General features: G+C 52.1%; 18 protein-coding genes and 2 tRNA genes. 8 read left to right on the forward strand and 12 right to left on the reverse strand.

Annotation, left to right across the window (positions count from 1 at the left end):
- Nucleotides 1-253: 253 nt before the first annotated feature.
- Both fadA and fadB read right to left on the reverse strand, forming a co-directional pair.
- The gene (gene fadA / locus K5L82_RS01070; RefSeq protein ID WP_133005344.1) at nt 254-1,429 is read right to left on the reverse strand and encodes an acetyl-CoA C-acyltransferase FadA; all 1,176 of its coding nucleotides are present in this window, start codon (nt 1,427-1,429) and stop codon (nt 254-256) included.
- Nucleotides 1,430-1,462: 33 nt separating this feature from the next.
- Nucleotides 1,463-3,610 carry a fatty acid oxidation complex subunit alpha FadB gene (gene fadB, locus K5L82_RS01075; protein ID WP_133005343.1) on the reverse strand — a complete coding sequence of 716 codons (2,148 nt, stop codon included), beginning with the start codon at nt 3,608-3,610 and terminating at the stop codon, nt 1,463-1,465.
- A gap of 342 nt (nt 3,611-3,952) precedes the next feature.
- On the opposite strand from fadB, the gene K5L82_RS01080 reads away from it, so the two are divergent.
- Nucleotides 3,953-4,771, forward strand: a complete 819-nt coding sequence (locus K5L82_RS01080; RefSeq protein ID WP_223132867.1) for a hypothetical protein — start codon at nt 3,953-3,955, stop codon at nt 4,769-4,771.
- Nucleotides 4,772-4,892: 121 nt separating this feature from the next.
- Nucleotides 4,893-5,324, forward strand: a complete 432-nt coding sequence (locus K5L82_RS01085; RefSeq protein WP_133005341.1) for a universal stress protein — start codon at nt 4,893-4,895, stop codon at nt 5,322-5,324.
- 38 nt (nt 5,325-5,362) lie between these two features.
- On the opposite strand, the gene K5L82_RS01090 is transcribed toward K5L82_RS01085, so the two are convergent.
- The 4 genes from K5L82_RS01090 to K5L82_RS01105 all read right to left on the reverse strand — a co-directional run bounded on the left by K5L82_RS01090 (nt 5,363) and on the right by K5L82_RS01105 (nt 9,035).
- Nucleotides 5,363-7,300 (reverse strand): ATP-binding cassette domain-containing protein, encoded by a 1,938-nt coding sequence (locus K5L82_RS01090; protein ID WP_223132868.1) that lies wholly within the window; start codon nt 7,298-7,300, stop codon nt 5,363-5,365.
- Nucleotides 7,301-7,305: 5 nt separating this feature from the next.
- Nucleotides 7,306-8,103, reverse strand: coding sequence for an MOSC domain-containing protein (locus K5L82_RS01095; RefSeq protein WP_223132869.1), 798 nt, complete (start codon nt 8,101-8,103; stop codon nt 7,306-7,308).
- A gap of 138 nt (nt 8,104-8,241) precedes the next feature.
- Nucleotides 8,242-8,317: transfer RNA gene (locus K5L82_RS01100), tRNA-Gly, on the reverse strand.
- A 115-nt stretch (nt 8,318-8,432) separates the two neighbouring features.
- The gene (locus K5L82_RS01105) at nt 8,433-9,035 is read right to left on the reverse strand and encodes a DUF924 family protein (RefSeq protein ID WP_133005338.1); all 603 of its coding nucleotides are present in this window, start codon (nt 9,033-9,035) and stop codon (nt 8,433-8,435) included.
- A 54-nt stretch (nt 9,036-9,089) separates the two neighbouring features.
- Between K5L82_RS01105 and K5L82_RS01110 the strand changes: the two genes are divergently transcribed.
- The 3 genes from K5L82_RS01110 (at nt 9,090) to K5L82_RS01120 (ending at nt 10,571) form a co-directional block, all read left to right on the forward strand.
- Nucleotides 9,090-9,467, forward strand: a complete 378-nt coding sequence (locus tag K5L82_RS01110) for a sirohydrochlorin chelatase (RefSeq protein WP_133005337.1) — start codon at nt 9,090-9,092, stop codon at nt 9,465-9,467.
- A 37-nt stretch (nt 9,468-9,504) separates the two neighbouring features.
- Nucleotides 9,505-10,410, forward strand: coding sequence for a TIGR01777 family oxidoreductase (locus tag K5L82_RS01115; protein WP_223132870.1), 906 nt, complete (start codon nt 9,505-9,507; stop codon nt 10,408-10,410).
- 85 nt (nt 10,411-10,495) lie between these two features.
- Nucleotides 10,496-10,571: transfer RNA gene (locus K5L82_RS01120), tRNA-Glu, on the forward strand.
- Nucleotides 10,572-10,579: 8 nt separating this feature from the next.
- On the opposite strand, the gene ccoM is transcribed toward K5L82_RS01120, so the two are convergent.
- Nucleotides 10,580-10,735 carry a cytochrome c oxidase subunit CcoM gene (ccoM, locus tag K5L82_RS16690; RefSeq protein WP_316933348.1) on the reverse strand — a complete coding sequence of 52 codons (156 nt, stop codon included), beginning with the start codon at nt 10,733-10,735 and terminating at the stop codon, nt 10,580-10,582.
- Between the two features lie 288 nt (nt 10,736-11,023).
- Between ccoM and K5L82_RS01125 the strand changes: the two genes are divergently transcribed.
- The 3 genes from K5L82_RS01125 to pta are packed head-to-tail and all read left to right on the forward strand — an operon-like array spanning nt 11,024 to nt 16,839.
- Nucleotides 11,024-13,447, forward strand: a complete 2,424-nt coding sequence (locus K5L82_RS01125; protein ID WP_223132985.1) for an EAL domain-containing protein — start codon at nt 11,024-11,026, stop codon at nt 13,445-13,447.
- 13 nt (nt 13,448-13,460) lie between these two features.
- Nucleotides 13,461-14,645 carry an acetate/propionate family kinase gene (locus tag K5L82_RS01130; RefSeq protein WP_223132871.1) on the forward strand — a complete coding sequence of 395 codons (1,185 nt, stop codon included), beginning with the start codon at nt 13,461-13,463 and terminating at the stop codon, nt 14,643-14,645.
- A 28-nt stretch (nt 14,646-14,673) separates the two neighbouring features.
- Nucleotides 14,674-16,839, forward strand: coding sequence for a phosphate acetyltransferase (pta, locus tag K5L82_RS01135; protein ID WP_133005334.1), 2,166 nt, complete (start codon nt 14,674-14,676; stop codon nt 16,837-16,839).
- A 21-nt stretch (nt 16,840-16,860) separates the two neighbouring features.
- Here pta and der read toward each other — a convergent pair whose 3' ends face one another.
- The 5 genes from der to ispG are packed head-to-tail and all read right to left on the reverse strand — an operon-like array spanning nt 16,861 to nt 22,647.
- Nucleotides 16,861-18,282, reverse strand: coding sequence for a ribosome biogenesis GTPase Der (gene der / locus K5L82_RS01140; RefSeq protein WP_223132872.1), 1,422 nt, complete (start codon nt 18,280-18,282; stop codon nt 16,861-16,863).
- A gap of 60 nt (nt 18,283-18,342) precedes the next feature.
- On the reverse strand, nt 18,343-19,512 hold the full coding sequence (gene bamB, locus K5L82_RS01145) for an outer membrane protein assembly factor BamB (protein ID WP_223132873.1): 1,170 nt from the start codon (nt 19,510-19,512) through the stop codon (nt 18,343-18,345).
- Entirely contained in the window at nt 19,512-20,165 is a 654-nt protein-coding gene (locus tag K5L82_RS01150; RefSeq protein WP_133005331.1) for a YfgM family protein, read from the reverse strand. Before K5L82_RS01150 ends, bamB begins: the two co-directional genes overlap by 1 nt.
- 49 nt (nt 20,166-20,214) lie before the next feature.
- Nucleotides 20,215-21,489, reverse strand: a complete 1,275-nt coding sequence (hisS, locus tag K5L82_RS01155) for a histidine--tRNA ligase (protein ID WP_133005330.1) — start codon at nt 21,487-21,489, stop codon at nt 20,215-20,217.
- Between the two features lie 39 nt (nt 21,490-21,528).
- On the reverse strand, nt 21,529-22,647 hold the full coding sequence (gene ispG, locus K5L82_RS01160; RefSeq protein WP_133005329.1) for a flavodoxin-dependent (E)-4-hydroxy-3-methylbut-2-enyl-diphosphate synthase: 1,119 nt from the start codon (nt 22,645-22,647) through the stop codon (nt 21,529-21,531).
- Nucleotides 22,648-22,661 lie beyond the last annotated feature (14 nt).

The following is a 22,661-nucleotide window of genomic DNA, read 5'->3' on the forward strand; positions in this document are numbered from 1 at the left end:
TATCCTTGGCGGCGAATCGGTTATTAACTAAACAAACCGCAAACTCGCATAAAAATCAGGCAACTGGAAACGTAAGGGCTGCCATTATGTATAGGCTCACTGTTTTACAGGGTCAAGAATGGCAAGACAACCCATTCTTTAACTTGAAACAGTGTTTTTCTGATTTTTTGGCACCAAAAAAGAGCACCAGAAACAGAAAGGCCCGGCATAAGCCGGGCCTCCTGAGAAAGCATTACTGATCTAAATTAATCGATCAGAGACGCTCCCAGACCGTCGCGATGCCCTGACCCAAACCGATACACATGGTGGATACACCAAGTTTACCGCCTTTGGCCTGCATAACGTTCAGCAGGGTGGTAGAGATACGGGCACCAGAGCAGCCCAGCGGATGCCCAAGAGCAATCGCGCCGCCGTTCAGGTTAACCTTCTCTTCCATTACACCCAGAAGCTTCAGGTCTTTCAGCACTGGCAGAGACTGACCAGCAAACGCTTCGTTCAGCTCCCAGAAGTCGATATCTTCGACTTTCAGACCTGCACGCTTCAGCGCTTTTTTGGTCGCCGGAACCGGGCCGTAACCCATGATCGCGGGATCACAACCGGCTACTGCCATGCTGCGGATCTTCGCGATTGGCTTCAGACCAAGTGCTTCAGCACGCTCTGCAGACATCAGCACCATGGCAGCGGCACCATCAGTCAACTGAGAAGACGTGCCCGCAGTCACGGTACCGCTCTTCGGATCAAAAGCCGGCTTCAGCTGGCCCAAAGATTCCGCAGTGGTTTCCGGACGAATGGTTTCGTCTTCTTCGATCAGCTTAACAAAGCCGTTTTCATCGTGACCTTGCACAGGAACGATTTCATTCTTGAAGCGACCCTCTAGCGTGGCTTCGTGAGCCAAGCGGTGAGAACGCGCACCAAATTCGTCCTGCTGTTCACGGGTGATACCGTGCATTTTAGCCAGCATTTCTGCGGTCAGGCCCATCATATTGGACGCTTTAGCAGAATATTTGGATGCAGCCGGGTTGTGGTCGAAGCCAGCAGTCATAGGTACGTGACCCATGTGCTCAACACCACCAACCATGAATACATCACCGTTACCGGTCATGATGGCCTGGGCCGCAGTGTGAATGGCGCTCATCGCGGAGCCACACAGGCGGTTAACAGTTTGTGCTGCAGACTCGTGCGGGATACGGGTCAGCAGAGAAATCTGCCGTGCCACGTTAAAGCCCTGCTCTTTAGTCTGGTTTACACAACCCCAGATCACATCTTCAACTTCTTTTGGGTCGAGCTTCGGGTTGCGCTCGAACAGTGCGTCGATCAGCGTAGCCGACAGGGTTTCCGCACGTACGTTACGGAAGCAACCGTTTTTGGCACGACCCATCGGAGTCCGTACGCAATCGACGACGACAACGTCTCTCGGATTAAGGCTCATTGATCTTTCTCCGTTCGGAAATCTCTTTCAGGGTTAGCCAAAGAATTTTTCGCCAGTCTTGGCCATTTCACGCAGCTTCTCGGTCGGGTGATACAAAGGACCCAGATCTGCAAACTTGTCTGCCAGTTCAACGAACTTGTCTACACCCATATCGTCGATGTAGCGCAGCGCACCGCCACGGAACGGCGGGAAGCCGATACCGAAGATGAGGCCCATATCCGCGTCAGCCGGATCTTCTACGATACCGTCTTCCAGGCAGCGTACAGTTTCCAGACACAGAGGGATCATCATACGGGCGATGATGTCTTCGTCGCTGAATTCATTCTTGGCTTGTACGACTGGCTCAAGCAGCTTGTAGGTTTCTTCGTCTACAACCTTCTTTTGCTTGCCCTTGCGGTCCAACTCGTACTTGTAGAAACCAACGTCATTCTTCTGACCGTAACGGTTGTTTTCAAACATTACGTCGATAGCGGTGGTTTCGGCGTGCTTCATGCGATCCGGGAAGCCGTCCGCCATGACTTCACCAGCGTGCTTGCCGGTATCCATGCCAACAACATCTAGCAGGTACGCAGGACCCATCGGCCAACCGAACTTCTCCATAACCTTGTCGACTTTCTGGAAGTCGGCACCGTCACGGACCAGACCTACAAAGCCACCGAAGTACGGGAACAGTACACGGTTAACCAGGAAGCCTGGGCAGTCGTTAACAACGATGGGAGTCTTGCCCATGGCTTTGGCGTAAGCAACCGTGGTCGCGATAGCGCGATCACTGGTCTTCTCGCCACGGATAACCTCAACCAGCGGCATCATGTGCACCGGGTTGAAGAAGTGCATGCCACAGAAGTTTTCCGGACGCTTAAGGTTTTTAGCCAGAAGGTTGATGGAAATTGTGGAGGTATTGGACGTCAGGATGGCGTCTTCGCGAACCGCATCTTCGGTTTCACGCAGAACAGCATCTTTAACCTTCGGGTTCTCAACAACTGCTTCAACAACCAAGTCTACGTTCTTGAAATCACCGTAGTTCAGGGATGGAGTGATGCTATTCAGAACGTCGGCCATCTTGCCAGCGTCCATACGGCCTTTGTCAACACGCTTGGACAGAAGCTTCTTGGCTTCTTTCAGGCCCAGCGCGATGCCGTCCTGGTTAATGTCCTTCATGATGATCGGCGTGCCTTTCAGTGCAGACTGGTAAGCAACACCACCACCCATGATGCCGGCACCCAATACAGCGGCCAGATTTACATCAGAAGCTTCTTTTTCCCAAGCGCTGGCTTTCTTCTTTAGCGCCTGGTCGTTCAGGAACAGACCAACCAAACAAGCCGCAACATTGGTTTTGGCCATCTTGGCAAAGCCTTTGGCTTCGACTTCAAGAGCCTTGTCGCGAGTCATGCCCGCATGCTTTTGCATGGTCTTGATCGCTTCAACCGGTGCCGGATAATTCTTACCCGCTTTACCCGCTACGAACGCTTTGGAGATCTCGAACGCCATCATACTTTCCATGGCGTTCAGCTTGATCTTGCCTTTCTTCTCTTCGCGACGTGCCTGGTTGTCCAGCTTGCCTTCATTGCACTGTTCAATAATGGCAACTGCAGCGGCAACCAACTGGTCAGGAGCAACAACGGCATCAACAGCGCCAACTTTCAGAGCGGCATCAGCACGGTTCTCAGTACCACCAGCAATCCACTCAACTGCGTTGTCCACACCAACAAGACGAGACAAACGCACTGTGCCGCCAAAACCAGGGAAGATGCCTAGTTTGGTTTCTGGCAGCCCTACCTTGGCTTTGGGCGCCATTACACGGTAGTCCGTGGCCAGACACATTTCGAAACCACCACCCAGTGCGATACCGTTGATAGCGGTAACCGTCGGGAACGGCAGATCTTCAATGGCGTTAAATACTTCGTTCGCCTTCAAGTTGTTAGCGACAAGCTCTTCCTCAGAACCCGCAAACAGCTCAGTAAACTCGGTGATGTCTGCACCAACGATGAAGCTGTCTTTAGAGCTGGTTACAACCAGACCCTTCAGGTTCTTCTGGGATTTGAGTGCTTCAGCTGCGGCGCCTAGCTCTTCGATAGTGAGACGGTTGAACTTATTGACTGACTCGCCTTGCAAGTCAAAGTCCAACTGAGCGATCCCACCGTCGATCTCTTTAACCGTGATGGCTTTACCTTCGTAAATCATCAACTGATCTCCAGTCTGTGTTTGGAACTGCTGACAACCAGCGGACGCTAATGCGCCTTACCGGCTGTTTGTGCAGCGAGATTTCGGTCACTGCCCGATCTTTCCGATTCAAAGATTCATACACTTGTTTGAATCGTGAGGGGACACGATGAAAAAAAACGGAGCGTTTGTCAATTTGTTTCTTTCGGAAGCCAACATAAAACCCGCGGTGGCTCGAGCGGAACTAGCTCACGGAACCCTCTGTAACTGGCGGAAACTACTTGATAAGGCGATGAAGTTACTTTAACTTCGCTGAAAGACAATAGTCCACAATAATAAAACCGCATTACGGAGACTCTTCCGATGACAGGCAGTCGCACGCGCTTCACCTCGATAATCTCGGCAATTCTATTTCTATCACTAGCAGCCTTTGGCGCTCGCGCCCAAGAAGCCGGCAGCGAATTTCTGGCTGACCTTCACGGTTTTCGCATCAATAACTACCTCGCCGTAGACGCCTTTTACAGCTTCAGCGCAACAGGCGACACCGAAACCCTGAATCGGATTGTAGTGGCGATTAACAACGCAAATGACGCCATGAACTCAGTGATTGCCAGTACGAGCGGCGTGCTCTCCAGCGATCAGATCAAAACACTCAACGAGTCTTTTGATAAGTTTAAAGATCTCATGCGTAGCAATATCAACGAAGTTCGAGATCGAGGCTACCCCGACCTCCGCTTGATGGCAGATATGGCCGATCAAGCCTCAACCATGAACACCACAGCAACCGAGCTGTACAGCGTTGCCCAACAAAACAGCGGCGCTAAAGCCGACGATCGCGTTGAATCCGCCAGATCTGCGGCCGTTCTTATGGCCCAAATGATGGCACGTTACGCCGCTCGCACTCACTCGTCCGTATCGCAAACCTTCCAAGGCGCTACAACCGAAACCCCGCTGGACGAACAGGCCAAAACCTTTGACAACTACCTGAAAAACGTCAGCTCCGGCTCACCCACAGGCATGCTAAAGGAAACTCTAAGCGACGTTTCTTCAAAGTGGCAATTTATTCGGAGCTCCTACGTCAATTTCAACGACAATAACGTTTCCTTTATTATCGACCGATACTCGAAAGGCATCATTAACGGATTAGCATCTGCCATTGAATTAATGGGCAATAATAGCTAACCCCACAATCATTAGGGCAGACCCTTCCAGCTGCCCCAACGCCACCTACTTTCCTCTTCCATCCACTGGTTAACGGTACTATGCTTGATTCATGCCTTATCAATCACAAAGGAGTGAACGCATGCCGACGTACAAAAAAATGCTGGTGGCGATCGATTTAACGGAAGAAGCCCCGCAAGTGTTGGACAAAGCGAAAGCTATCTGCGAAGCCCACGGCGCAACGCTGATCCTTGCACACGTAGTCGAGCCAGTTGGTTATGCCTATGGTGGAGATATACCCATGGACCTGTCGGAATTGCAGGACCAGCTGGATAAGGCTGCGCGAGAACAGCTTGGGAAATACGGCGAGCAGTACGGTATAAGCAACGAAGATCAAATTGTGACAGTGGGCCGGCCAGAATCTGAAATTCATCGCTTGGTAGCCGAACACGATATTGACCTTACCATTGTGGGCAGTCATGGCCGCAAAGGCATTCAGCTACTTTTAGGCTCCACAGCCAACGGTGTGTTACACGGAACAGAGTGCGATGTCATGGCCATCAGAATCCACTGAGTCTGAATAAAAACGGGGGCAAACCTACGCCCCCGACTTTATTGGCCGGCTTGTTCCTCTAAGACCATCCAGCGCTCAATCACAGTCTCGAGCTGCCCTTCAGCCTCACTTAGTGCATCCAAAGTAGCCTCCACTTCGTCGGACGTTTTCGAATAGAAGTTTGAAGCAGAAATCTCTTCCTGTAATGTCGCTACGCGAGTTTCAAGCTGCTCAATTCTGCCCGGCAACTGTTCGAGCTCAAGCTTGAGCTTGTAGCTAAGCTTGACCGGTTTCGCCTTTGACGACTGCTTCACAGGGGCTTCCTCGGGTTTGATGCTCGCACCTTCACCAACACCCTTACCGCGCTTATCTTGTTTATCCGGGCGATTACCGGATGCCTCCGAGGGGAAAGCCCCGCCCTGACGGCGCCAATCACTGTAACCGCCAACGTACTCCCTTGCCGAACCGGTGCCATCCAGGAAAATAACGTCGGTCACGACGTTATCAAGAAATTCACGATCGTGACTTATAACAAGCACCGTGCCTTTGAACTCCGATACCTGCTCTTCAAGCAACTCCAGCGTTTCTACGTCGAGATCGTTAGTCGGCTCATCCAACACCAGGATATTCGCAGGCTTGCTGAATAACTTCGCCAGCAACAATCTCGCTCTTTCCCCTCCTGAAAACACGCTCACCGGGGAGCGTGCGCGCTCCGGAGTAAACAGAAACTCCTGTAAGTAACCGAGCACATGTTTGCTCTGGCCATTAATCTCGATAAATTCACGCCCCTCAGAAAGATTATCAAGCGCGTTTTTCTCAAGATCGAGCTCACCACGAAGCTGGTCAAAATAAGCAACCTTCAAGTTAGTGCCCAGCCTTATGCTGCCCGCACTCGGTTCCAATTCACCTAGCAGCAGGCGAACCAGTGTCGTCTTCCCTGTTCCGTTTTCACCCACCAAACCAATTTTGTCTCCGCGCAGAACGGTTAGATCCAAATCACGAATAACTGGAGATTGCCCAGGGTAAGCGAAATCAGCATGACTGGCTTCGGCGACCAACTTTCCGGAGCGCGCAGCTTCTTCTACTGCGAAACTGGCGGTTCCTCCGCGAACGCGCCTCTGACGGTGCTCATCCCGCATTGCTTTCAAATGACGCACACGTCCCATATTCCGGGTTCTACGCGCTTTGATACCCTGGCGAATCCAGGCTTCTTCCTGCTTGAGCCGCTTATCGAACAATGCGTTCTGCCGCTCCTCTTCTTCCAGCGCTTTTTCCTTGAGCTCAAGGTATTTGTCGTAAGTTGCAGAAAAGCTAACGAGCTGCCCACGGTCCAGCTCAACGACTCGCGTCGCCATGCGGCGAATGAACGCTCGGTCGTGGCTCACAAACAACATTGCGCCACGGAACTGGCCCAACGCCTCTTCAAGCCAAGCGATGGCTGGAACATCCAAATGGTTCGTCGGCTCATCTAACAACAAAACATCCGGCTCAGCCACCAGAGCTTTTGCCAGCAATACACGCCGTTGCCAGCCACCAGACAAAGTGTCCAGAGTCCGGTCTGGCTCTACACCATACTGAGCTAGAATGGTGGTCACTTTCTGGTCGAGCCGCCAACCATCAAGAGCTTCCAACCGCTCCTGAACCGCCATCATTTTATTCAGGCTGGCTTCATCAGCTTGCTGAGATAAATGGTGAAACTGGGCAAGCAATTCGCCGGTTTCGGGGAACGCTGACGCAACCACCTCATAAGCCGTGCGCGATTCTTCTGACGGCAGGTTTTGAGGCAACACCGACAACACAGCGCCCTCTTCCAATCGCACGATCCCGTTTTCAGGCGTAACATCACCCTTGACGATTTTGAGCAGCGTCGATTTTCCCTCACCGTTGCGGCCAAGCAAACACACTCGCTCACCCGGTTCGATAATCAAAGATGCACCATCTAATAGCGGGTGCATACCAAACGACAGGGATATTTTATCCAGGGTTAACAAAGGCACTGTATTCAACACTCCTGCTCGATAATAGAAACGGAATCCCCTACTACAATTCTTCCACACCCCTCGTGCACTGCGTTTTGACCAAAAATCACGCCATCCGGGGTTTTGCGATAACCAGAGAGAGTCTTAAGCGGCTCGGTATTCGGGTTTTTTTCACCGGTATCCGGATCAACCGTTGTCAGGACACACCGGGAACACGGCTTAACCACTCGGAAACTCACGCCACCGATGTTGAGTTCACGCCACTCATCTTCAGCCCAAGGCTCCACACCGGAGATCACAATATTAGGACGAAAACGCCGCATATCGACCCTTTGCGCAAGCCGGCCATTGAGCTCTTCCAGTGATGCGGTATTAGCAACAAGGAAAGGAAAGCCATCGGCAAAACCGACTCGGCGTACATCGGCTACCCGACCCGGATCCACTCTACGAAAGCTTGAGTCTGGCATATACACCAGGCGCAACGGTTCACCACAGAAACGGCTCAACGCCTCATTTGCAACATGCTGCGCGGAGCTGGCGAACACTTGGTCTCGCCAAACCGTTACTTGCTGCTGCTCTAAGGCGGGAGTCAACACGAATTCGCCTTGACCTGGCACGTGGATCGTCACCACTCCATCATCCAGAACGACCGCAATCAATGCCAGCTGTGGCAATCGCCGTTGGGTGACAAATTTCCCTTGGGCATCAACGATCATCCAACGGCGATCCCCGGAAGGACCAAAGTCATCCAGCTCCAGGTACGACATCGGAATACCGGCAAGCGATTTTACCGGGTATATAAAGAGAGACTGTACGTTCATAAAGAACTCTTCGAGCTCGCGATTACATCAATGAAGCAGCAGAGTATAACCGAGGTAGGCAGCTCACGCAGAAAGGGAACGAAAGACCAAGAACAAATAGCAAAAAACCCGACACAAAGGTCGGGTTTTTCTAAATTCTGGAGCGGGAAACGAGATTCGAACTCGCGACCCCAACCTTGGCAAGGTTGTGCTCTACCAACTGAGCTATTCCCGCTTTTCAGCTGTGAGGCATTGCCTCTCAACGGCTGCGTATTCTACTGATCCCGGCTGGACCGTCAACCGTTTTTTATAACTTTTTTTCAATTTCATCAGATTATGCATATAACAGCCTACTGGCCATAACGAGAACCACTTTTTAAGTATATTCCCTCTTCTTCGGTAGATACCCGCCCTAGCACCTTATTGCGATGCGGAAACCGCCCAAACTTCTCGACGACCTCCCGGTGATCTTCCGCAGACTGCACGAAATTCTCCAGGAAATCTCCCAGCAAACCACGCTCCGTCGCAGCGAGTTGACGATAGCACTGCACCGACAATTCCTGGTCATCTCGCAGCTCCGAGTGCTGCAGAGGCATATACACAAACGCGCGCATGACCGAAGGTAAAGCCACATCAAACCCCTTGTTCATGGCTGACCTACACCGTTCACGCGCGAGCCGATCATGCTCGAAGGCTAGCGATGTGCCCCGGTAGATGTTTCGGGTAAACTGATCTAACAAAAGAATCTCAGCCAAAGCGCCGCCAGCTTCAGTACGCCAGTTTTCCAACCCCTGCTCTGACGCAAAGACAACCAGCGACATAAAACGCCGCCTTATTTCCCGATCAAACGGACGATCAGACCGAAACCAGCGATTTCGATGAAATTTATCCGGAAGCCCTTGGTCATCTAATTCACCAAACCAGAAATCCAAAAGTTCTTTCCAATCGAACATTACCCAACTCCCTGATACATTAAACGAATACCCGCAGATCAAATCGGAGATATCATGACCAATACGCACCGTATCATTTTGCTTGCCCACGGCAGCAGCGACAAACGCTGGTGCGAAACCTTCGAGAAGCTTGCAGAACCGACACTTAACTCCATCGAGAACGCCACTATTGGCTATATGGAGCTTGCTGAGCCGTCTATGGAAACAATTGTTGCCCAAGCGAAAACGCAAGGAGCCCATCAATTCACTGTAGTTCCTCTATTTCTTGCTGCCGGCCGCCATTTGCGCAAAGACGTACCGGCGATGATCGCTGAGATCGAGAAGGAGCACAACGTATCCATGCGCCTAGCGGACCCAATCGGCTACAACCCCCAACTTGGCTTGGCCATAAGAGATGTTGTGCAGGAAGAGCTAGCGAAACCGATCCATTAACCACCATGATCATTAACAATGAAATCGGGAGATCGGCATGGCCAAGAAAATCCTTATCACCGGAGGTACTGGCTTCATCGGCCGGGAACTGTGTAAACAACTATTAAATGCCGGCCACACCCTCACCGTTTTGAGCCGACAAAAACCCGCAACAGTTAAAGCCATCTGCGGCAGGGTTGAACCGGTATCTGATCTCAACCGTTTGCGGTCTCATCCTGGGTTCGATGCTGTTTTCAATCTTGCAGGGGAAGGCATCGCAGACAAACGCTGGTCCGCTGAACGAAAAGCCGCACTATTAGACAGTCGAATCTTGCTCACGCTTAACCTGGTTGATGTGATCAGGTCTTGGGACAAACTACCGCAGGTATTGATTTCAGGTTCGGCAGTTGGTTTCTATGGTGACCAAGGCGCTCACCTTGTTACCGAAGACTCTAAGCCGAACCCCGAGTTTACCCACCAGCTCTGCTCGGAGTGGGAAAGCGCGGCACAGGCTCTGCAAGCGGATGCCGTTAGGATTTGCCTATCACGCACCGGGCTCGTTGTGGGCAGAGGCGGCGGATTTCTTGACCGAATGACACTTCCGTTCAAGCTAGGGCTCGGCGGTAAACTAGGTAGCGGTGGGCAATACATGCCGTGGGTGCACCGAAACGATGTGGTTGCGGGTCTAATCTGGATGCTGGAGAACCAATTCGCCCAAGGCCCTTATAATATGGTGAGCCCGAACCCCGTTACGAACGCCGAGTTTACACGCACACTGGCAAAAGTTTTGAAGCGTCCTGCTCTATTCCCTGCACCCGCACCTATACTCAGACTAATGTTGGGCGAAATGTCAGGGCTGTTGCTAACAGGTCAGAACGCGATACCAGCTCGATTACAATCGGAAGGATTCACGTTCAACTATCCCGTTTTAGAGGAGGCATTGAACGACAGCATAAAAAACTGAATTTTTTTAGAAATAATCGTTGACAGCTCATCGGTCGATACTTAATATACGCGCCATCTCGACGAGGCAAGTCAAGAAGCGTTGCGTCCCCTTCGTCTAGTGGCCTAGGACTCCGCCCTTTCACGGCGGCAACAGGGGTTCGAACCCCCTAGGGGACGCCAATTTTTCTCTACGATACGCCTACTTGGCTTCGGCCACTCTTTCCTTTCACTTTCTTTTCATGTCGTTCTTGATCTTTTTTCACAAAGATCCCGATACCAACGAAAAAACTGATCATCAAAAGCACAGTTGCAATTCCCGCGAACACCACCACGTCCATAAACATAAACACCCCAGCTCTACTTATCTAGCTTCTATAAATTGACTAAGCTCAGGTTACGCGGTCCCGAAATTTTAGTATTGACCTGCATCAAGTACACATCGTTGTCAGACGCACCAACCAAAGCTGAGAAGCACGCCTCCTTTTTGCTGTTGCCCAAACGCAAATCCTAAGCATTTGAAAAAAACTGCTGCTATAGTCAGTTTTTAACGATTCGTTTACACATTCAATTTAGGAATTGCCAAGGATATGGCGACTCAGCTCGGAACCTCATGCGGTGACCAAACTAACAACATGCCCGACATCTCCAGTCGTTTAAGACGATTCCGACGCACTTCTCCCCTTTCATTCCGGCTTCTAAGCTGGATACTCATCTTTAGCTCGGCTTTAACACTTCTGGCGTCAGGCATTCAGATATATTCGGACTACCGGAACGATCTGGCGAATATCGAAGACAGAATGGAAGTCATTGAATCTAGTTATGCATCAAGCCTCACGCGAAGCTTGTGGGCGCTGGATCAAAAGCTGTTGCAAACACAGATGGAAGGCATTTTAAGCCTACCTGATATCTCTCACCTGCGTCTTCGCATCGAACCCGATTCAGAATTGGTTATGGGCACACTTCCTAACGGCCCCAATACCCTTAACCATAGTTTCGCCCTCAACCACCAAGAAGGAGAGCTGATCAAGCTCGGGAATCTGACCGTCACAGCGAGTCTTGACCGTGTGTATACAGATCTTAGGACAAAGATTGGCGTTACCCTGATTACCCAGTTCCTGACCATCTTTGTGGTTTCTATCGTGATTCTTTCAATCTTCCGACATTTGGTTACCCGGCATTTGACGGCCATGGCCGAGTACACCCGGGATCTGTCACTCGACGACCTCAGCCGCCCCTTGCGACTGGAACGCCCTGAGCCCAAAAATCATTTCAAGGATGAGCTTGGCATGGTAACGGATGCGATCAATCAGATGCGCGAACGGCTTAATGAAGATATAGCACGTCGCGAACACGACGCAGCCGAGATTCTCAAATTCTCCGAAGCCATCGACCAAAGCCCTTCGTCTGTTTTGATTTGCGATAAGCAGTGGCACATTGAGTACGCCAACAAGAAGTTCCTTCAACTTACCGGGCACCGACCCGAGCAGATCAAAAACCAACACCCCTCCAGCCTGATCAGCCACAGCATGGGAGAGCGTGAAGCCGAGCAGCTTTGGCAATCAGTGCGCCTTCAGGTTCAGCGTGTTGGCGTGTGGCAAGGGGAGGTAAATAGTTCACGATCGAACGGCGAACGCTACTGGGAACAACTGGTGATCACACCGATCAAAGGCGCGAATGACGCAACCACCGGCTACCTGATACTCGGGGAAGACATCAGTATTCGAAAACGCTATGAGCAACAACTGCTCAGGCAAGCCAACTACGACATCCTCACCGGCCTGCCGAACAGAATGCTCGCACTCGACCGCTTGAAACTCGCCATAGCGCAAGCTCGCAGGGACACGACACAAGTCGGCGTTATGTTTCTTGACCTCGACAACTTCAAACACATCAATGACACACTCGGCCATGACGCGGGTGATACTTTGCTGGTGGAAGCTGCCCGCAGGGTTTCCAGTTGCCTTCGCGGCACGAGCACGGTGGCAAGGCTTGGGGGCGATGAGTTTCTGGTCATTCTTCCGGGCCTGACGGATGTGAATGATGCTTGCCAGGTTGCTCAGCGTATTTTGCTCACATTTTCATCCCCCTTCCTTCTACATGGACAGGAAGTCTTTGTGACAACCAGTATTGGTATAGCGGTTTTCCCGAACGACGCCGACACCAGCGGGTCGCTGCTCCAACACGCCGATGCCGCCATGTATGAAGCCAAACATCAGGGCAAAAGCTCCTATGCTCTGTTTACGCCTGAAATGACCGAGGTTTCCCACGAACGCCTTCACATGGAGTCTCACATGCGAAAGGCCCTGGAACTCAATGAGTTCCAACTGGTGTTTCAACCAATCGTTGAAACCTCGTCTGGCAAGTTAGTGGCTGCCGAAGCGCTGCTGCGATGGAACAATCCTTCGCTTGGCACCGTCATGCCAGACCGCTTTATTCCCCTCGCCGAAGAGACTGGCCTAATCATCCCTATCGGTGAATGGGTCATCCGAGAGGCCTGTAAAGTTGCCCAGTGCTGGCACGCCCTAACCGGTTACGATTTAGGGATTGCTGTTAACGTTTCACCAAGGCAGTTCAGAGACCCGGGATTCACCGACGTTGTGCTTCAGGCACTGGCTGACAGCGGCCTCAAACCAAAGTTACTCGAACTGGAAATTACCGAACGACTGATTTTGGACAACACCATCGAAACCGCCGACATTCTCAGGCAATTGGATACGGCCGGCATTCGTCTTTCAGTTGACGATTTCGGTACGGGTTACTCGGCCTTGAGCTATCTCAAGTCGTATCCCTTTGATACGCTTAAAATTGACAAATCTTTTATTCAAGACGTTCTTACGGATACGGATGACTCAGCACTGGTCCGGGCCATCATTAACATGGCTCACAGCTTAGGCTTAACCGTCATCGCTGAAGGCGTCGAAGAGGAATCGCAAACGCTTTTCCTGAAGTCGGAGCACTGTGATTATTCCCAAGGCTACTTTTATAGCCGCCCCCTGCCAGAGCAGGAATTTATCCATTGGCTCGACAGCAATCACCGAGCCATACCCAAGTACTAAAACGGCATTACCCATGGAAGAAACCATACTGGTTGTAAACAGCGGCAGCTCCTCTGTAAAGCTGGCACTTTTCGACAAACATCATCGAAAGAAAGCATCGGCGCTGGCCGAAAAACTAAACAGAAAAGATGCCATTGCCCACATAGATGGCAACTCTGAGCCGATAGAGCTTCCCGAGGGTGCCAATCACCAACAGGCACTGCAGGTTCTCATTGAAACCTTTACCCAACAAAAGCGCCTCCAAGGCCCGCCGCTTGCTATCGGCCATCGAGTGGTTCATGGAGGTGAAACCTTTCGCGAAGCAGCGCTGATTGACACGGATACCATCGCAGCCATCGAAAAGGTTTCGGACCTTGCCCCTCTCCACAACCCGGTGAATCTTGTTGGCATTGCCGCCATGCAGGCTCTGTTCCCGTCGGTGCCGCAGGTAGCCGTATTTGACACTGCGTTTCACCAAACATTGCCTGAAAAGGCATACCGATACGCCTTACCCAAACGCTGCTACGAAAATTGGGGCGTAAGGCGCTATGGATTCCACGGTACCAGCCACTACTTTATGGTCCAAGAAGCAGCCCGGCTGTTTGGCAAAGCCGTAGAGAAAACATCCATTATTTCAGCCCACCTGGGTAATGGTTGCAGCATCACAGCCATACAAGACGGCAAAAGTGTAGACACCAGCATGGGGCTTACTCCGCTAGAAGGGCTTGTAATGGGCACTCGCAGTGGCGACGTTGACCCCGGATTATTCGACTATCTGTCTGGCCAAGGTGTATGTGCCAGCGACGTCCACGCGATGCTTAACAATGAAAGCGGGCTATTGGGACTGTCCGGCCACACTAACGACATGCGCACCTTGTGTGAGCTTGCCGAACAAGGCGATAAACCCTCGCGTTTAGCGATCGATGTATTCTGCTTCAGATTAGCGCGCTATATCGGTGCCATGACCGCCTCACTTACGCATTTGGATGCCGTGGTCTTTACGGGTGGGATCGGCGAGAACAGTGCCGAGGTAAGGCGCGAAACGATTAAACATCTGAGCTTGCTTGGTTTGACGATTGATCCCGAACTTAACCAACAGCACGGAAAGCAAAGCGGAAACCGCGTGAGCCATGCCGATTCCCGCTTCCCGATTCTCACAATTCCTACCAATGAGGAATTGGTGATCGCCCAGGAAGCGAGCCGACTGGCCAGTCTTTGACAACTCACGACTTTAATTTGGATACGTTATGGCAAAAAGTCTTTTTATAGCGCCAACCTCGATGAATTCAGGTTTAACCTCGGTATGCCTTGGGCTGCTGAGAGCATTAGAACAAGAAGGCGTCAGCGTTGGTTTCTACAAACCCTTCACTCAGTCTGTTCACGAGGGAGAGGCTATACATAATGGTGGCAAGGACTCCTCTGTCGCGTTTGTACGTGCGCACGGAGATCAGCAAGTACCAGACCCGATTCCACTCAAAGAAGCGCAACAGCTAATTAATCGTGGGAAAGCTGACCTACTGCTCGAGAACGTCGTTGGCGAATACCAGAAAGTCGCCAACGAGGTCGATGTGGTTATCATCGAAGGCCTAGTGCCGGACAGTGGCGAAACCTACATCGCGCGGTTGAATGTTGAAGTGGCGCGAAATCTGGGTTCCGAAGTTATTTTGGTCAGTGCCCCCAAAGACTGCTCAGCGAAAGAGCTGGATGAGGAACTTGATTTCTCGGCACGGCTGTTCGCTGCCCCATCTGACCCGGAAGTGATTGCAGTTATACTCAATAAAGTGGGTGAGCCACGGCAATCCCGCCCGGATCTATCGCTACAATCAAAAGACCAAACACCCCAGATCAATTTCCAAGACTCCTGCAAGGTGTTCTCAACCGGGCGTTTCCATTTACTGGGGCAGATCCCCTGGGATCCACAGCTCCTTGCGCCGCGCGTTTCAGACGTAGCGCGAGAGTTGGGCATAAAGGTGCTGTACGAAGGCCAAATGCACCAGCGCCGGGTTCAAAAGGTGTCCGTTTGCGCTCGCACTATCCGTAACATGACAGACATCCTGAAACCCGGCACCCTTTTGGTCACGCCCGGCGACCGCGATGACATAATTGTGACTACCGCCGTTGCAGCCCTGAACGGCGTGCCTCTTGCGGGTTTGGTTCTGACCGGTGGCTTGATGCCTGATGAAAACATCATCGAGCTTTGCCGGCGCGCACTTGACACCGGACTCCCTATTCTGGGCTCGAAGAACAACACCTACGACTCAGCCAACAGACTCGCAAGCCTTTCTCCGTCAGTTCCAATTGATGATACCGAGCGTGTTGAGCAAACAATGGAGGCGGTCGCTAAAAGTATCGACACCGCCTGGCTTGAGGAGCACCTGAAAGTAACAAGGCAACGTCGCCTCTCGCCGCCGGCCTTTCGCTACCAATTGTCTGAACGCTCCCGCGCAGCCGACAAACGGATTGTTCTTCCCGAAGGCAGCGAGCCAAGAACTGTCCAGGCGGCCATTATCTGTCACGAGCGCCGACTTGCCCGTTGCGCATTAATCGCCGAGCCTCAGGAAGTTCAGTCCGTTGCCGATTCACTCGGCATTCAAATTCCGGGCGACATGGAGATCATCGATCCACAGTCCGTTCGTGAGCACTATATCGCGCCAATGGTTGAACTGCGCAAACACAAAGGACTCACGGCTGACCAAGCGGAAGCACTGTTGGAAGACAACGTTGTGCTGGGAACTATGATGGTTGCCATGGACGAAGCGGATGGCCTTGTTTCCGGTGCAATTCACACCACTGCGAACACCGTCCGCCCTGCCCTGCAATTGATCAAGACCCACGACAACGCCAAAGTGGTTTCATCTGTCTTTTTCATGTTGCTGCCGCAACAAGTACTGGTATACGGTGACTGCGCAATTAACCCCGATCCAAACGCTGAGGAACTGGCAGACATCGCGATACAAAGTGCCGAATCTGCAGAAGCTTTCGGTATTGAGCCAGTCGTCGCCATGATCAGCTACAGCACTGGAGAATCCGGAACCGGACAAGATGTAGAAAAAGTGCGAGAGGCAACGCGAATAGCCCGTGAACGCCGGCCAGACCTGCTGATCGACGGGCCGTTGCAGTACGACGCGGCGGTTATCGAGAGCGTGGGCAAATCGAAGGCCCCTGACAGCAAGGTGGCGGGCAAGGCAACGGTCTTCGTATTCCCTGACCTCAACACTGGCAACACAACCTATAAAGCAGTGCAGCGCAGCGCCAATGTGGTCAGTGTTGGCCCAATGCTGCAGGGCCTACGGAAGCCAGTCAACGACTTGTCACGAGGCGCACTGGTAGAAGATATTGTTTTCACCATCGCCCTGACGAGTGTCCAAGCTAAACAGGTAGAAGATGCAGGAGCGGCCAACGCCGCTCTCTGATTAGGCAGGCAACCCGGCAGATCAGCGTTTTGTGCTTTTCTGCCGGACTCTCTTCACCACACGTCCTTTCTTAATATCGTTATCTTTCTTGACCTTCTGCCTAGGAGTGAGGCGGTCCACCTTATTGGCAAAGGGGTTTTCGCCGCCACGGAACTCGAAACGAATTGGCGAACCAACCACTTTAAGAACCTTACGGAAGGTATTTTCAAGATAGCGTTTGTAAGCACCAGGCAAAGATCCAACCTGATTACCATGCACCACGATAATCGGGGGATTAGAACCGCCCTGGTGCGCATATCGAAGCTTAATTCGACGGCCATGCACCATAGGAGGCTGGTGCTGAGCGATCGCGTCTTCGAGTATGGCGGTCAGTCGATTCGTTGGCCACTTTGCCATCGATGATTCATAGCTGGCTTGAACCGACTCATACATGGTGCCGACGCCAGTACCGTGCAACGCTGAAATATAGTACTTGTCAGCATAGTCGAGGAAATCCAATCGGCGTGCGACCTGCTCTTTGACCTTGGCGCGATCTTCCGAATTCATGCCATCCCACTTGTTGATCGCTATAACCAACGAACGACCTGCATCGAGCACAAAACCGATCAGATGCAAATCCTGATCAACCAGCCCTTCCCGCGCATCGATGACCAGAATCACAACGTGGGCATCATCGATCGCCTGCAAGGTTTTGATGATAGAAAATTTCTCGACCACTTCCTTTACATTCTTACGGCGGCGTACACCCGCGGTATCAATCAGGGTGTATTCGTGACCGTGCCGTTCGTAAGGGATGTATATACTGTCTCGTGTTGTTCCAGGCATGTCATAAACCACCACTCGCTCTTCGCCGAGCATGCGGTTAACCAACGTGGATTTACCCACGTTTGGACGCCCCACCACACCAATACGAATGCCGGGGTATCGATCTGCTCGGTCTTGCTCCGCAGACTCTTCAGGTTCCGGAAGCAGGTGTTCAAGTAATGACCGGACGCCTCTGTTGTGAGCGGCTGCAATCATGAACACCGATTGAAAACCCAACTTATAAAAGTCAGCCGCTGCCACGTCGGGGTCCTGACCATCGGTTTTATTCACAACCAGATGGGCTTGCTTGTCCGATCGGCGGAGGTGGTCGGCAATGACTTCGTCGCCGGCGGTCAAACCCGCACGACCATCGACGAGAAACAGTACGATGTCTGCTTCATCTACGGCCTGTAACGACTGCTGAGCCATCTCAGAGTCCAAACCGGCCTCTTGGCCTGTCAGCCCACCCGTATCGATAACAATAAACTTTCGATCCTCGTAGAAACCTTCGCCGTACTTGCGATCGCGGGTTAATCCTGGAAAATCCGCGACCAACGCGTCTCGTGAACGGGTCATTTGGTTAAACAACGTGGACTTGCCAACGTTCGGGCGTCCTACAAGGGCAATTACTGGGGTCATAATTATCTGCTATACAAAGAAACAAAAACCCGGCCTGAGCCGGGTAATTTCAGCGGGGTTTCAGTCGTCCTGCTCAAGCTTGAGAACCGACATTTTTCCACCGTTACCATAAACCAACAGGTTACCATTACTCAGAACCTCGACAGGTACGCGGATACCGTCACTGTCATATTCCGTTTGGCCGACCAAGCGACCATCGCTCATCTCCAAAATATGCAGATAGCCTTCATAGTCTCCAACCACCATGTACTCGCCGGTTACCGCTGGACGCGTCACTTGGCGCCAGGCCAAATCACTTTGGACCCACAACTCACGACGGTCGTTGCCCCGTAACGCAACAACGTTGCCGTTGGCCGCTGCGAGGAAAATATTGCCGTTGCCGATGGCTGGCGAGTAGTAACTGGACGCAGAACGGCTCCAGATCTCCTGCCCTGAGCGAATCTCTATCAAAGCAAGTTTGCCCTGATAACCCACCACCATAATTGCGGAATCCAAGACCAGGGGCTGACCGCCAATATCTACCAGTCGCTCGAGCTCCGTGCGCCCTTGAGCCTGGCCCACTTGGTATTGCCACACGGGTTGACCATTCTCAGCCGTGAGAGCAATCACCCGGCCATTGGCGAAAGAAGCGATTACAATGTCTGCACCAACCAGTGGTGCCGCAGCTGTGCGCATGGTGAGCACAGGCACTTGTGCTTCGTACTGCCAGATCTGTTCCCCTTTGTCGGTATCGAAGCTGATGACTCGACCATCCGTGGTTTGCACCACCACGAGAGATCCGTTCGATTGCGGTGATGCCAGCACCTCCGTCGGCAAATCGACTCGCCAGTTTTCACTGCCATCTTCACTGGACAGGGCCACCAACTCAGCGTCGCGCGTTACCAGATAGAGCTGACGACCGTCGGCACCAGGGCCTGCGAAAATGCGTTCGTCGAGCTCTTTTTCCCAGACCACTTTTCCGTCTTCCGCGGCTACGCTAACCACTTCGCCATCGGCAGAGGCTGCATAAATAACGTCGCCGGCGTATAGCGGGGCCAACTGCAGAAACTCTCCATCATGCCCGTCACCGACAGACATACTCCAAACACGCTCAAACTCGACAGAGGTTTCAATCTCTGGCACTGGAGCGGGCTGTTCAAACGTATCCGTTGTGCTACACCCAGCCAGCAAGACAGCCAGAGCCGCGCTTACGGCAATCAACGCGAACGGTTTGTTACGCCCAAAAGGCATCAAGCGCCCTCCCCGACACCAAGGTCAGACAATTTTAGCTCCAACAGGTCCCCACCACGTGCCTGGCCTTGCTCACGGGCCGCCAGATACGCTTCGCGGGCAGCTTTAGTGTCGCCTTTCGCAAGCAAGATATCGCCCCTCAATTCGGAGAAAACTGCAGCAAAAGTTTCAGAATCGCTTGCACCGTTCAGTGTCGCTAATGCTGCGTCATGCTCACCGGCGGCGAACTGGGCCTGAGCTAAGCGGTTACGAATAACCAGCGACAACGCTTTATAATCTCCAGCCTTTTCCAAGGCCCACTCCAGCGATGCAACAGCGGCTTCAGGGTCGTTCTCTACCATCATTTGCTGACGAGCTAATACTAGGTTTCCATAGATAGCGTACGCACTACTCCCGTGCTCTTCACGCAAAGAATCAGCCACAAATTCAACGGTATTCTTGCTATCTTCGTCACCCGTGGAGAAGGCTGTCAGTAGCGTTGTAAACTGATTTGCGGCTTCTGCACGTTCTTGGGCCTGATGATTTTGCCAAGCCTGCCACCCGAACACGATTGCTAAGGCTGCGCCGATACCGATGAGCAATGAGCTACCGTTCTTTTTCCACCAGTCCTTCATTGCCTGGACCTGTTCTTCCTCGGTGCGTAACTCAGCCATGAAAACTCCTGTTGATTATTAGTTGTTGCCCGTTAATCGGTCGTTTCTTTTATACCAAAGGCGCCAGAATATTCGCCAATTCTGACTGCGAGACTTCCTGCTGAGGCTCGTCATCCCTCAGGGGCTTTAAGCCCGCGGTGCCATTAGTTACTTCGTTTTCGCCAAGAATAACTGCATAGCGGGCGCCGCTACGATCAGCTTTCTTCATCTGACTTTTGAAACTGCCGCCGCCGCAATGAGAAATCACCACTTTACCGGGCAACTCATTTCTCAGCGTATTTGCAATGGCCATGGCACAAGCAATACTTTGCTCCCCCATGGCCGTTACATAAACATCGGCTTGATTATTGACCTCGTCCGGAACCAGATTCAGAGTTTCCAAAAGCAAAATCAGACGCTCCAAACCCATCGCAAAACCAACGGCCACGGTTGGTTTGCCGCCGAGCTGTTGAACCAGCCCATCGTAACGGCCGCCGGCACAGATCGTTCCTTGCGCGCCCAGGCTTTCGGTAACCCACTCAAAGACTGTCTTGCCGTAGTAATCGAGACCACGAACCAGTGCCGGATTGACGGTGTAGGCGATACCTGCCGCATCCAGCAAAGATTTAAGCTGATCAAAGTGCGCCACGGACTCTTCGTCAAGGTAGTCGCTCAGACTTGGGGCATTCTCAAGCAGTTTGCGCGTGTTTGGATCTTTGCTATCCAAAATCCGAAGCGGATTGGTGGTTAGACGGCGCTTGCTGTCTTCATCCAGTTGATCACGATACTGCTCAAGATAACTGACCAGGGCCTCCCGGTAGACTTTCCGGGCTTCGCTGGTACCAATGGAGTTAATTTCCAACTGAGCGTGGGCCGACAACCCAAACGCATCCCACAGGCGAGCGGTCAGCATCAGAAGTTCAGCGTCGATATCCGGGCCTGCCATGCCGAAGCACTCTACACCGATCTGATGAAACTGCCGGTAACGCCCTTTCTGGGGTCGCTCATGACGAAACATGGGGCCGGTGTACCACAAGCGACGGGTCTGATTGAACAGCAAACCATGCTCTTCAGCTGCGCGCACACAACCTGCTGTACCTTCAGGGCGCAATGTCAGACTGTCACCGTTGCGATCTTCGAAGGTGTACATTTCTTTTTCGACAATGTCGGTGACTTCGCCGATGGAACGTTTAAAAAGATCGGTTTGCTCCACAATCGGCATACGAATTTCCTGATAGCCGTATTGTGAAAGCACTTTGCGAACCGTTGATTCAACATACTGCCAGACAGGTGTCTGGTCCGGAAGAATGTCATTCATCCCCCGGATTGCCTGAATTTTAGCCAAAGTAAAACCCTGATTGCTTCTTAAATAAGTGTTTGGAGATCAGTCTTCAGACTTCGCAATTAACAGCGAATCCTGCTCTTCGCGACGAGCAACCTCTTCTCGAATCAACCGCTCCAAGTCATCCGTCAGCGTTTCATTGACCAACTTCTGGTTTGGCTTTCCGTGAAGATAAAATAGATTCTTAGGCGAACCGCCGGTCAGACCAATATCCGCCTCGCGAGCCTCACCCGGACCATTAACAATGCAGCCAATGATCGCAACGTCCAAGGAACGGTTTACGTCTTCCAGCCGCGCTTCCAAATCATTCATGGTCTGAATCACATCGAAGTTCTGTCTTGAGCAGCTTGGGCAGGCAATAAAGTTAATACCGCGGCTACGCAAACGAAGACTTTTCAGTATATCGAAGCCGACCTTAATCTCTTGAACCGGATCAGCAGCCAGCGATACGCGGATGGTGTCGCCAATGCCGTCCATCAACAACATACCGAGCCCGATAGAAGACTTCACGGTACCCGAGCGGAACCCGCCGGCTTCAGTGATGCCTAGGTGCAAAGGCTGTTCAATTTGTTGAGCGATCAAGCGGTACGCAGCGACGGTCATGAAAACTTCAGAAGCCTTCAAGCTGACCTTGAAGTTTTGAAAGTCATGCCGGTCCAGAATATCGATGTGGCGCATAGCCGATTCAACCAACGCCTCAGGCGTTGGTTCACCGTATTTGCGCTGCAATGCCTTTTCAAGAGAACCGGCATTGACGCCAATACGAATGGGGATATTTCGATCTTTAGCCGCATTAATCACGGCACTCACGCGATCGTCTCGACCAATATTGCCCGGGTTGATCCGCAGACAGTCAACGCCAAGCTCTGCAACCCGAAGCGCAATTTTATGATCAAAATGGATATCGGCAACCAACGGCACCGATACCTGCTTACGGATCTGACCGAATGCTTCTGCAGCCTCCATCGACGGCACAGAAACTCGCACAATATCCGCCCCGGCTTCCTGAATGGCGTTAATTTGACCTACCGTGGCAGCCACATCACAGGTATTCGTGTTGGTCATGCTCTGAACCGCGATGGGTGCGTCACCACCGACGGGCACATCACCAACCATGATCTGCCGAGATTTACGTCTTTTGATTGGGGAATCTTGTTTCATTGACAGGAACCAGC

This window comes from Marinobacter sp. AL4B, assembly GCF_019916045.1.
Classification (GTDB): domain Bacteria; phylum Pseudomonadota; class Gammaproteobacteria; order Pseudomonadales; family Oleiphilaceae; genus Marinobacter.

Excerpts from the sequence above, each read along its gene's own strand:
- K5L82_RS01080 (WP_223132867.1), top strand. The coding sequence starts at position 3,953 with ATGACAGGCAGTCGCACGCGCTTCACCTCGATAATCTCGGCAATTCTA.
- K5L82_RS01150 (WP_133005331.1), bottom strand. The coding sequence starts at position 20,165 with ATGGCTGAGTTACGCACCGAGGAAGAACAGGTCCAGGCAATGAAGGAC.
- K5L82_RS01115 (WP_223132870.1), top strand. The coding sequence starts at position 9,505 with ATGGCCAAGAAAATCCTTATCACCGGAGGTACTGGCTTCATCGGCCGG.
- K5L82_RS01130 (WP_223132871.1), top strand. The coding sequence starts at position 13,461 with ATGGAAGAAACCATACTGGTTGTAAACAGCGGCAGCTCCTCTGTAAAG.
- fadA (WP_133005344.1), bottom strand. The coding sequence starts at position 1,429 with ATGAGCCTTAATCCGAGAGACGTTGTCGTCGTCGATTGCGTACGGACT.
- fadB (WP_133005343.1), bottom strand. The coding sequence starts at position 3,610 with ATGATTTACGAAGGTAAAGCCATCACGGTTAAAGAGATCGACGGTGGG.
- bamB (WP_223132873.1), bottom strand. The coding sequence starts at position 19,512 with ATGCCTTTTGGGCGTAACAAACCGTTCGCGTTGATTGCCGTAAGCGCG.
- K5L82_RS01095 (WP_223132869.1), bottom strand. The coding sequence starts at position 8,103 with ATGAACGTACAGTCTCTCTTTATATACCCGGTAAAATCGCTTGCCGGT.
- K5L82_RS01105 (WP_133005338.1), bottom strand. The coding sequence starts at position 9,035 with ATGTTCGATTGGAAAGAACTTTTGGATTTCTGGTTTGGTGAATTAGAT.
- der (WP_223132872.1), bottom strand. The coding sequence starts at position 18,282 with ATGACCCCAGTAATTGCCCTTGTAGGACGCCCGAACGTTGGCAAGTCC.
- ccoM (WP_316933348.1), bottom strand. The coding sequence starts at position 10,735 with ATGTTTATGGACGTGGTGGTGTTCGCGGGAATTGCAACTGTGCTTTTG.
- K5L82_RS01110 (WP_133005337.1), top strand. The coding sequence starts at position 9,090 with ATGACCAATACGCACCGTATCATTTTGCTTGCCCACGGCAGCAGCGAC.
- ispG (WP_133005329.1), bottom strand. The coding sequence starts at position 22,647 with ATGAAACAAGATTCCCCAATCAAAAGACGTAAATCTCGGCAGATCATG.
- K5L82_RS01125 (WP_223132985.1), top strand. The coding sequence starts at position 11,024 with ATGCCCGACATCTCCAGTCGTTTAAGACGATTCCGACGCACTTCTCCC.
- pta (WP_133005334.1), top strand. The coding sequence starts at position 14,674 with ATGGCAAAAAGTCTTTTTATAGCGCCAACCTCGATGAATTCAGGTTTA.
- K5L82_RS01085 (WP_133005341.1), top strand. The coding sequence starts at position 4,893 with ATGCCGACGTACAAAAAAATGCTGGTGGCGATCGATTTAACGGAAGAA.